The organism is Limosilactobacillus gorillae, assembly GCF_001293735.1.
GTDB classification, from domain to species: domain Bacteria; phylum Bacillota; class Bacilli; order Lactobacillales; family Lactobacillaceae; genus Limosilactobacillus; species Limosilactobacillus gorillae.
Genome location: NZ_BCAH01000036.1, coordinates 1 through 11,024, shown reverse-complemented (window position 1 = coordinate 11,024; position 11,024 = coordinate 1). Strand labels below are relative to the sequence as shown.

The 11,024-nt window shown below is 43.5% G+C and carries 7 protein-coding genes and 1 other annotated feature; of the genes, 6 read left to right on the top strand and 1 reads right to left on the bottom strand.

The window, feature by feature from the left end:
• Positions 1-653 precede the first annotated feature (653 nt).
• A complete protein-coding gene (locus AOQ57_RS06750; RefSeq protein ID WP_093626453.1) occupies positions 654-1,214 on the bottom strand; it encodes a sigma-70 family RNA polymerase sigma factor in 561 nt (186 codons plus the stop codon).
• A gap of 197 nt (positions 1,215-1,411) precedes the next feature.
• Here AOQ57_RS06750 and AOQ57_RS06745 point away from each other — a divergent pair, with 197 nt between their 5' ends.
• The 6 genes from AOQ57_RS06745 to AOQ57_RS06715 all read left to right on the top strand — a co-directional run bounded on the left by AOQ57_RS06745 (position 1,412) and on the right by AOQ57_RS06715 (position 10,788).
• The gene (locus AOQ57_RS06745) at positions 1,412-2,134 is read left to right on the top strand and encodes a hypothetical protein (protein WP_093626451.1); all 723 of its coding nucleotides are present in this window, start codon (positions 1,412-1,414) and stop codon (positions 2,132-2,134) included.
• A 78-nt stretch (positions 2,135-2,212) separates the two neighbouring features.
• Entirely contained in the window at positions 2,213-6,634 is a 4,422-nt protein-coding gene (locus tag AOQ57_RS06740; protein ID WP_093626449.1) for an Eco57I restriction-modification methylase domain-containing protein, read from the top strand.
• Complete coding sequence (locus AOQ57_RS06735; protein WP_162200222.1) at positions 6,634-7,350, top strand: DNA methyltransferase family protein; 717 nt, start codon at positions 6,634-6,636, stop codon at positions 7,348-7,350. Before AOQ57_RS06740 ends, AOQ57_RS06735 begins: the two co-directional genes overlap by 1 nt.
• A 27-nt stretch (positions 7,351-7,377) precedes the next feature.
• Complete coding sequence (locus tag AOQ57_RS06730) at positions 7,378-7,827, top strand: hypothetical protein (RefSeq protein WP_093626447.1); 450 nt, start codon at positions 7,378-7,380, stop codon at positions 7,825-7,827.
• 674 nt (positions 7,828-8,501) lie between these two features.
• Positions 8,502-8,751 (top strand) — a binding site (T-box leader).
• Positions 8,752-9,108: 357 nt separating this feature from the next.
• Positions 9,109-9,969, top strand: coding sequence for a MetQ/NlpA family ABC transporter substrate-binding protein (locus tag AOQ57_RS06725; protein WP_093626445.1), 861 nt, complete (start codon positions 9,109-9,111; stop codon positions 9,967-9,969).
• A 399-nt stretch (positions 9,970-10,368) separates the two neighbouring features.
• Complete coding sequence (locus AOQ57_RS06715; protein WP_093626455.1) at positions 10,369-10,788, top strand: oxidoreductase; 420 nt, start codon at positions 10,369-10,371, stop codon at positions 10,786-10,788.
• Positions 10,789-11,024: the final 236 nt, after the last annotated feature.

Genomic DNA, 11,024 nt, shown 5'->3' with positions numbered 1-11,024 from the left:
ATTCGGTGCGTAGTTGACCCTCACCTGGGTCTGGGGTTACAACGATCAGATGACAATGGGCAAAAGGGTCGAAAAAAAGGAACGGCCAGGTTCTAAGTAAAACGCCACCGCCCTTATGAAACAATAATCAAGGGGCTGTGATGGTTTAATCACAGCTCCTTTTGAAATCGCTTGGCAACGAGGAACCAGGGGTCAGCAAAAAAAGATTTATTTTTTACCATGAAGGCGTTTTCGTTTTTAAATGTCTGTGCTATAATCTTATTTGGCATCGATGTGGAAGCCTTTTATCTATCTAATCTGATCATTGTAGTGGCCCCCGCCACTATCATACTAGTACCTAGATAATAACAATACCTACCCTATCTTTTCAGAAATGAAGAGACCCCTGTGATGGTAACTTCGGGTATCCGAACTACCCGATCAGATAATGATCACATCATGCCCTTACATCATACCCCGGGCCACCCTTGCAGCTCCTCATAGCAAGGGTGGCCCTTTCCTTTTTTGCTACATATTTACAGGATCACTTAGCGTGGGACGTAGGATTTAGACGAAAGCAGGGGTGGTCCTTAGGAAAAGCCAAAAAAATTCGCAAAAATAAGAAAAAATCCCTCCAACGACATTTTGTGTCGCAAGGAGGGATTATTATTATATTAAGGGTCATTAGTTAACAGTTTACGGGCGACTTCAAATACGCGGTGGCGTAGTTCGTAGACCGCGGCTCGCGAGATGTGGAGTCGATCGGCAATCTCGGCGTTGGTAAACTGCAGGCAAAATAATTTCAGGTAGTCCTGCTGGCGCGACGAAAGGGCCCTCATCAGGCTAGTCCATAGCTGTCGTTCTTCAATGGCGGTTAAATTGGCATTAGCCTGGGGATCGATTATGGCTGCCAAATGATAAGCCAATGCCGGAGAGGAATCCGCTGAGATTTGCCGGCCGTCTTCTTGGTGCCAGCTCTTCTTCAGGAGGTCTAAAATCCGCCAGTAGATCATCTTATAGGCAAAGGCATAGAAACGGTCGCGTTCCGCGTCCACCTTGCCCTTGAAGTCGACGTAGGCCCGGGCGTAGGCGATGCAGCCCTCCTGATAAAAATCATCGTAGTGGCGGTGGAATTTGTTGACGTGCAGCTTGGCTAAAGCCATCTTCACTAGGCGCTCCTGATCGTGACGGCAGAGGTCAATTAACCCCTCGCGAATTGTATGTTCAGTTGTCATATTATCAGTTCCTTTATGTTAATTTAACCGGCCGGTTGGATTAAATATACCGAAATGGATAATGTAAATAAATTCACATAATCTTTAAATTATTACGATTCTGCTATTGACAAATGCCGAAAAAATCAATACTTTAATATCCGGTAAGCAAATGAAAGCGATACCAGAATAGAAATTAATTTAGAGGGGTGTTACGGTTGAAAAAGCTAGTAATCACGAAGTTTCATGATGCAACGGAACCAGACGCAACGATGATGGTACTGAATGACTACGAAATTGATTGGGAGCGAACAGCCGTTGTTTATCGAAGCGGAAAGGGGCAGTCAATAATTGTGACTTGTAAGGGGGAACACTTTAAAGTTAACAAGTCGATCCTGACCTTGCTTAATAATTTACGTAAGAAGCACTGTATTCGTGGCATTTTAAATGAGCCCGTGAAGCAAATTTATCGTGAACTTTATGATTCTAAGGAGCGGCTTTCGGAAACTTACATCATGGGAATGAATAAGATGATCCCTTACAAGGATAAGAACGCTCCCGATGCGGGTTACTTTATGGCTCACCATCTTTGCGAGCTGCGCGAGCTAGAAGATGGCAGTACGATACTGGTCTTTTACAACGGGTTACAGGTGAAGGTTCCTACCAGCTACCATGCCGTTAGTCGTCAGTTGGCCCACTCCGATAAGCTAGCCCAGATTCAGCTTGATGTCTTTGAGCATATCCTACGAGAGGCGGGGCTGGCGGCGGATAAGCATCACGCTAATTGCGAGCGGATTCGCGTAGCGGCTGCACTGGCGGACAAGTTTATTCAAAAGGCAGTACTGGAAAACTTTAAGCTTGGCCACAGGTTGGCCTATTCGATGGAACCGGATGCGCAGAGCATGGAAGCGATCAAAAAGGAGTTTTTCAAGAAGAAATGACGGACAGAAAAGATTGGACAGCCGCTAACCCCGGTTTGTCCGGTATAATGGACAAAGAAGCATGGGAGGAGATAAATTGTGGAGTCGAACTTTGATTTTTTAAAGCGGGATATGGACGCTCAGATCCTGCAAGAAAATGCGCAAAATTCAGAAAAAGCCTATCTGAACCAGGATTATTCAAGTGTATTCACTAATATTCGGGTAATTTACGAACATGTTATCAGCCAGGTGATTGACTTATCGTATAGTGATTACGATCCGACGCACAACACCTTTGCGGACAACCTGAAGTACGCTAAACGGGCCAAACTCATCAGCCCGGACTTTTTCAACAAGATGTACATCATGAAGCAAGGAGGGAACAAGGCCGCCCACGAATTAGCGTCGCAAATATACTACACCAAGGACCATGCTCTGAGCGGCTTGAAGAATGAATACGACGTTTTAAACTGGTATGTCGCCGATGTCTTAAACGTTGACTACGAAAAAACGCCCTTCGTTGAACCGCAATTGGAGGCGCAGCTATACACCACCAACGAGCGCAAGGTAATCTACGCTCAGTCCGTGACCGGCGGAATTACCCAGTATGAGGGTTCTGAAAAGGTCGGCGAGGCTACAGTTGAAGATTTTGACATTGATGCCAATAAGAATAGTCAGGATTTGCAAAACATTGCCCGGCGCCGAATTAATCAGTACATGGGGACCGCGGGCCTTCACTATCAAGTGGACTGGGCGCAGATGGCGTATAGCCCAAAGAAAAGACGCTGGTTTAGCGACCGTGATGTCCACAATGTCTTAACGCGCTCCGGAATCAAGCATAGTGAGTATTTGAATGGGCGGGAATGGTTCAAGACTGATGTTGAAACGGTCAAACGGGCAATTGAAGCCGTGCGTAATGGTCAAGCAGCCATTGACATTACAGTTCCGGAAGCAAAATCCGCCATCGTCCTCCGCCCAGAACAGGCCGAAGCGGTAAAAAAGACCAAAAAGGCGTTCAAGAAGTACGATAAGATGCTCTGGAATGCCAAGATGCGGTTTGGAAAGACCCTGTCGGCTTTGCAATTGATTAAGGATGAGCGTTACCAGCACGTTTTGATCATGACGCACCGGCCAGTAGTCGATGAGGGATGGTATGAGGACTTCCGCAAGATCGGAATGCCTGAGGAAGGCTACCACTATGGTTCCCGCCAGGCCGGCGAAACCTTTGCCAACCTAGCCAATAGTGAGGAGCCCTTCGTTTACTTCGCCAGCCTCCAGGACCTGCGGGGGTCGGAAATGGCCGGGGGGAAGGCTGGCGATAAGAACGGGGAATTATTCAACACCACTTGGGACCTGGTGATTATTGACGAAGCCCACGAAGGCACCCAAACTGATTTAGCCAAGAACGTTACTAACCTAGTAGTAACCCCTGACCACACCAAGCTATTGGAACTGTCCGGGACGCCGTTTAACATCTTAGATCAGTACGAAGAAGATCAGGTCTTTACCTGGGATTACGTGATGGAACAACAGGCCAAGATGGACTGGGAAACTAATCACCCGGACGAGGACAACCCTTACGATGGTCTGCCCAAGGTTTCAATGTTTACCTTCGAGATGAACCGAATCTTTGAGGGGAGCTCTTTCATTGATGATCTAACGAAGGCCTTTAACTTTAAGGAGTTCTTCCGGGTTAACGATCAGGGTGAATTTGTATACAAGGCCAAGGTCCGCCAGTTCCTGGATAACATTACCTCGCCAAATAAGGCTACTAACTACCCATTCTCAACCCCGAAATTTCGGAACCGGCTCCGGCACACGCTCTGGATCTTACCGGGAGTAAAAGAGGCCAACGCCCTTGAAAAATTGATGGCAAGCCACCCAGTCTTTGGGATGGACTACAAGATCGTTAACGTTGTTAAGGACTTGAAGGACAACGATAACGGGGTTACCTCGGAAAGCGACGTTCAACGGGTGAACGATGCGATTGGCCCGGATGCTGCGGCAACTAGAACGATTACCCTGACGGTGCGGAAACTGACTACCGGGGTAACGATTAAGCCGTGGACCGGGGTGGTCTTCTTGTCCAACACTAACAGCGCCATGCAATATCTGCAGGCGGCCTTCCGGGCCCAAACCCCATATTCATCAAGAACCTTCGGAAAGAAGACCAACTGCTACATCTTTGATTTCGCTCCTGACCGCGCCTTAAAGGTGATGGCCGAATCTTCCCGGATGTCGACGGGGGTTGGAAAGCGAGTTTCAGGCGCCCAAAAGGATAAGATGTGCGAACTAATGAACTTCCTGCCAATCATCGGGGAAGAAGGGCACGGGATGAAGCCGTTTAAGGTTGACTCCCTGCTGACCAAAATCAAGAAGATCTACGCTGAGAAGGCCGTTCAGACTGGGTTTGATGACGATTCACTGTACAGTGATGAACTGTTGATGCTAGACCAAGCGGCGATTGACGAGTTTAACAAGCTCAAGGCCATTGTTGGCCGGACCAAGCAGGAAAAGAAGAAGGTAACCGTTGAGATTAACAACCAAGGGCTGAATGATGAGGAATACGACCAGGCGCTTAATGGGCAGAAGAAACCGAAGAAGGAACGGTCGGCCCAGGAACAAGCAGCCATTGACAAGATGAAGGAATTGAAGAAACAGCGTAAGACAATGATTTCAATTCTACGCTCAATCTCGATCCGGATTCCATTAATGATCTTCGGGATGAATGTCGACCTCGACGAAGACGTTAACATGAGTAAGTTCGCCCGCTTAGTTGATGATAAGTCCTGGAAGGAGTTTATGCCCAAGGGAGTCACCAAGGAGCTCTTTAACAAGTTCAACCGTTACTACGATGAACAGGTCTTTATCGAAGCGGGGAAGATCATTCGGCGCCGGGTTAAGCGCTTGGATAAGATGGACCCACTGGAGCGGACGGAACAACTGGCCATGATCTTTGGGACCTTCCGGAACCCCGACAAGGAAACTGTTTTGACCCCGTGGCGCGTGGTAAACCTTCAGCTGGGGAAGACTATCGGAGGCCTGTCTTTCTTTGACGACCAATTCGAAAATACGACTATTGATGGAGTAGCGGCTACTCACTGGATCGATACTGAATATACGGACCAAGTCTTCAAGCGGGATACCCGCATCCTGGAAATCAACTCCAAAACGGGACTGTACCCACTGTACGCCGCAACATCCCTCTACTGGCAGGAATATCAAAAGCTAATTGAGAATACCGCCGGTAAGTTCAGTGCTGAAGACGAGTTGATGATTTGGCAACGGGTCTTGCGTGAGAATATCTTCGTAATCGCCAAAACCCCAATGGCCGCAGAAATTACTAAGCGGACCTTAACCGGGTACCGCTCAGAAATAACGCAAGACTTGAACATTGAATTCGTGGATAATATCGTCAGTGATACGAAGAAGAATATCAAGGATGAAGCAAAGAAAATTAAGGGGCTGTTTAAGCTAATGAAATTCGATGTGGTGATTGGAAATCCGCCATACCAGCTAGAAGCAAAAGGTGATAGTACACGGGATGAGCCAGTTTATCATACTTTTATGGAGCTATCCTACGAGTTAGCTGATGTAGTTACTTTAATTACACCTGGACGATTTTTATTTAATGCAGGGCAAACGCCTAAGACATGGAATCAGAAAATGTTGAATGACCCGCATTTAAAAGTAGTGATGTATGACCAAACAAGTAGCAATATTTTTCCTAGGACAGATATTAAGGGCGGTGTAGTTATTACGCTTCGAGATTCGTCAAAGGAATGGGAGCCAATTGGAATATTTACATCATTTCCAGAGTTATCATCGATTTTAAAAAAGGTTTGGTCAAAAAATAATGGTTCATTCAGTGATTTATTTTCACCTCAAGGATTATATCGTTTCTCCAAAAAAGCTTTTGAAGATCATCCTGAGATTTTAGAAATTACCGGAAAAGGAACAAAGAGTAAAATCACATCTAAAGTGTTTAGTACATCTAAGAATGTTTTTGCATCAAACTATATTGAATCTGAAAATGAGAAACTTAAGTTTCTAGGTTTGGATAATGGAAAAAGGTCGTATAAGTATGTAGATCGAAAATACATCCAAGAAAATAATTATATTGATGCATATAAAGTTCTCGTTCCTGAATCAAATGGAACAGGTGCAATTGGTGAGGTATTGAGTACACCCCTTATCGGGGAACCCCTTATCGGGGAACCCCTTATCGGGGTAACTGATACGTTTATCTGTATAGGACCCTTTCAAGATAAGAGCCAAGCAGAAAATGTATTGAAGTATATAAAGACAAGGTTTGCACGTACAACTTTAGGAGCAAGGAAAATAACGCAGCATAACCCGAAAGCAACATGGGAATTTGTTCCTATGCAAGATTTTACTCCGAACTCCGATATTGATTGGACTAAGTCAATTCCAGAAATTGACCAGCAGTTGTACAAGAAGTATGGGCTCTCAGATGATGAAATCAACTTCATTGAAACGAAAGTGCAGGCGATGGATTAGTGGGAGAAAAGCTAATAAAATCTACCGATCGGGTTAAGGATCATGGAGAGGTTTTTACACCTAAGCGGATTGTTGATTTGATGCTTAATCAGCCTGAAATAACGGCGAAGATCAATGATTTAACAGCCACTTTTTTGGAGCCCTCCGCAGGAGAAGGGGCGTTCTTGGTTGAATTGCTACGCCGTAAATTAGCGGTGGCAGCCGAAAAGAGCACCAGTGCGGAGATATTTCATGATAACAGTTTACTGGCCCTTTCCACGCTGTACGGGATCGAGTACCTTAAGGACAATTATCTGATCCTCATCGCCAATATGATCAATACCTTCGTTGAAGAGTATGACCGGCTAATTCGGGAAAAGTTTGATGCCGAACCAGTCGCAAATGTGGTTAAAAGTGCCAAGGTAATTATCCGGGCAAACATGGTGCAGGGAGATACCTTGAAAAAGGAACGACCGGATGGAACGCCAATCATCTTTAGTGAGTGGACACCCATGCGGGGAAAGAACTCCAAGCGCCTGGTTCAGCGAACTGAATATACCTTTGAGTCAATCATTAATGAGTCGGGGCCGGTTGAACGGGTCCAAGAACATACTGAAGAAATGGACCTGTTTGCGGGGCTGGGCATCTTTGAAGAGGAAAAGCCAGAGCCAAAACTAGTAAAATACGCGCCGTGCTCATGGCGGATGATTTTTGAGCAGAGGGTTGAAATGAGATAAAGAGATCACATAGGAGGAAGGATTATTATGGTTGAAATCGATGAAGAACTTAAACAAAAAATCATTCGTGAGGCTAGTTTTTTAGATCAAGATGGCGATCCTAACGTGAAAATAGCGAAAATTAGTGCGGTGGTCGAAGAAAATGGGAGATTAGACAGTGAGATAGTGACATTGGGGCCGATTGCCGCTAACTTCAACGAAAGAGATCTAATTAATCATGATACCGGTGATTATGAATTGTTTTATCATGATAGAGGTGAAAGCAAGGCTATTTCAGAAATAATTAACAGAAATAGAACCTATATTATTAAAATTGATCATTATACAACTACTAAAATTCAACTTAGCGATAGTGGGTATGACTTTAAACGTGATCGATTTATCTTTTGGTTGACCAGTATACTAGAAAAATATGGTGTTGATGCGCCGATGGATCTAATTGAGAAGCCAAAAGAAGACTATGATGATGGTTTCTAAACGAGGAATGAGATAATGAGAAGACTTAAGGACCTCCCTAAACTCATGCGGCCGCCAAAACCCTGGTACAAAAAATGGTGGGTGTGGTCGTTAATCATTATATTTGTACCATTAACCTTGCTATGGATGATGACTCCATATGGTTTCTGGTCGGCGTTAGGGGCCATGGTATTAGGATTATGCTATGACCGAGGGGACTAATTGCTGGTTTTTCAGGGTAAAAAGGATCACATACAAACAAGAAGACAAAACCTTGATGATCATTATGAAGACGTTGATCTTAGTGGTTAGAACCTAGGGGTGATTACAACTTTTGGTCCCCGAGATAACTATAATTTTTCAGCTGGGCAGGACGTTTTTAGTGGGCTAGTAAAAGAGAAGGTGAGTTGAGATGGAAAAAATCTACTTTAAAATTTTGAAGGTGGTAACGTGGTTATGTATTATTATTCTGAGTTTTGCTACCTTATTTGAAATTTTATTCTTCTTCAACTGGTCTCATATGTGGTATTTCATTGGTGGAATTATTTTTTGTGGGTTAAGTTTAGAGGTTCAAGATAGATTGTATTAGAGATACAAACCGTTCTTTGCAAGACGGATGCCTTATGATGAATTAAATTTGTTTAGAGATGTTGACAACCAGTAAGGATAACGATACTATGGCGGCAATTAAATTAGAAAATGCTTAGAAGAGATGAGTAGTTATTTAATGTTATTACAGAAAGTCAGGGATGATGAGAACTGATATTACAGAGAATAACGAATATGGTCTTGGAGCAAACCGATGCTGTGAGCGTTATTGTTAGCGGCGAGCGATTAGCACCCGTTATCGTGCCGGAGTTTTATTGAATACTTCTAGCGGGTCTTATTGTGAGATAAGGCTAAATTAGGGTGGTATCACGTTAATAAAGATTGAACGTCCCTAGGAACTGGCAAACGACCGTTCCTAGGGACGTTTTTGTTTTCAAGATCTGCACTCATCAAGTAGAAAAGGAGTTTTTTTATTATGGCGAAAGTTGGAAGTTTTACACTTGATCATACAAAGGTAAAGGAACATCATGTTCATTTAATTATGATTGAATCATACAGTAATTATCATGATCACTCATTATTCTCTGAAAAGGAATGATCAGAGAATGTGGTACGACGGGCCATTTGAACGATGGGTGGTGGACTAATCAAGATTATGTTAACGCTTTCTATGCGGTAAGGATATATAGAACCTCGTTGGCTGCTACGATTAGTTATTAAAATAGTGAAAATAAAGATAAGGGGAGTCGTAAAATGAGGAGAAAGAGACAAACCAAATGGTGGATTGTTGGAATTATTATTGTAATCTTGCTTGGTGTTGGACTTAGTGTGGGTACTAACGGTGGTTTAACAAAGAAAGATAAGATTACACTGGGGACAGTTGGACCGGATGTGCAAATCTGGCAACATATTGCTAATAGTAAGCAGGCAAAGGAAGTTGGCCTAAAGATCAAGGTTAAGAGTTTTACTGATCCGGTAGCTTTGAATCGTGCAACAGCAAGTGGTGAGGTCGATGTGAATGCCTTCCAATCATGGTCCTATCTGCAAGCATACAATAAAGAAAATAAAAAAGCCCAGTTAGTGGCACTGGGAACCACCTATCTAGAACCAATGGGACTTTACTCTGACCGTTATAAGAGTATTAAAGATATTCCCGATGGGGCGACGGTTGCAATTGCAAATAATCCTGCCAATACAGCTCGTGGCCTACTACTACTGCAGAGTGCGGGCTTAATTAAATTGAAGTCAAATTTTGGGGCAACTAGCGGAATCAATGATATTTCATCTAATCCCAAGAATCTTCAGTTTAAAGAAATTGATGACACAACTGGCCCACGGGTACTAAAATCTACGGATCTGGTATTAATTGGTAATACAATTGCTTTAACGGGGCATTTAAATGTATTAAAGGATTCAATTTACCACGAAAAGGTTAGCCAAAGCACGAAAAACAATATTAATGTGATTGTTACGGCAAAGAAAAATCGTAATAATACAGAGTATCGAAAATTAGTTAAGCTTTATCATAATAAACAGATTCAAGCTTGGATCAATCAGAAATATCAGAAAACAAAAGTTAATGTAGATAAACCATTAAATTTCCTAAAGCATTAAAATAATCATTGAAACAACTGATGAAGATATCGTACTCTTCATCGGCCACTTTAATTTGTCTTCCTATAGTAAGTTTGATGGACAGGTACGGAAGTCACTTATCAAAATCTTGCTTGAGAAGTGCGTTATTAATGGGCAAGTGATGTATTTAGGTGATACTGGGTTGATCACGTTGTATCAGTTGCCGGATTCGGTTAATGATCAGCAAATTACCATCTTAGGTGACAACGCAGTCTTAAAGTCGGCTGGGAGGCCGCAACTGATAGTAATATAGTAGATAGCTCCTTGACCTCCCATGATGTTAAGGGGACCTGAACAAGTTGTTCAGTAAGGGTTAATTTATCGGCGTTCCTCCTTGTGATATAGTTAACATATCAAAAGAAAGGTAAGGTGAAGGCCATGAAATCTTTAGTAGATCAAGTCAAATTACGTCATGGAGCCGTTTTAAAGAACCGAATAGTTCAGTCGCCAATGCTAACAAATTCTGGTGATCGCGGTTATGTGACCCAAGACACCCTTGATTACTATGGTGCTCGCAGTCAGTCCGCGGGGATGGTAATTGCTGAATACACCTCCGTTAGTAAAAACAGGGGACCATCCCGGTCATGGGCCGACGATCGAACCCAATTAGCACTCTTTGATGATAGTTTCAAACCGGGGATGACAAAACTAGCCAGCGCCCTTAAAAAGGATGGGAACAAGGCGATCCTTCAGCTGGTGCACTCTGGCCGTGAAGCCAACTACGCTTCGAAGATGGGCCGAACCGCAGAAGTACCTAGTAAAATGGACTTTCCTTGGATTAACTACCCGCTTCATTGATATATTATGGGCTGGATACCCGTCACTTTAGTGATGGGAGGAAAGCCCCCACTCAAGCACCTACGGTGCTTCTTTTCTTGACCTTTTCCCTTTCTTTTTGCACATCTAAATATGATATAATAGATGTATGAAGAAAGTGAGGTGAACCTAATGCAGCAAGCTGTTACTATCAAGTGCAAATTAAAGTTACAGTCATCACTAGATGAAGCGGTTTTAGTTAAATCCTTAGAACAATA

What these genes read in the sequence shown, in the direction of transcription:
- AOQ57_RS06750 (WP_093626453.1), bottom strand. Translation starts at nt 1,214, where the DNA reads ATGACAACTGAACATACAATTCGCGAGGGGTTAATTGACCTCTGCCGT.
- AOQ57_RS06730 (WP_093626447.1), top strand. Translation starts at nt 7,378, where the DNA reads ATGGTTGAAATCGATGAAGAACTTAAACAAAAAATCATTCGTGAGGCT.
- AOQ57_RS06715 (WP_093626455.1), top strand. Translation starts at nt 10,369, where the DNA reads ATGAAATCTTTAGTAGATCAAGTCAAATTACGTCATGGAGCCGTTTTA.
- AOQ57_RS06725 (WP_093626445.1), top strand. Translation starts at nt 9,109, where the DNA reads ATGAGGAGAAAGAGACAAACCAAATGGTGGATTGTTGGAATTATTATT.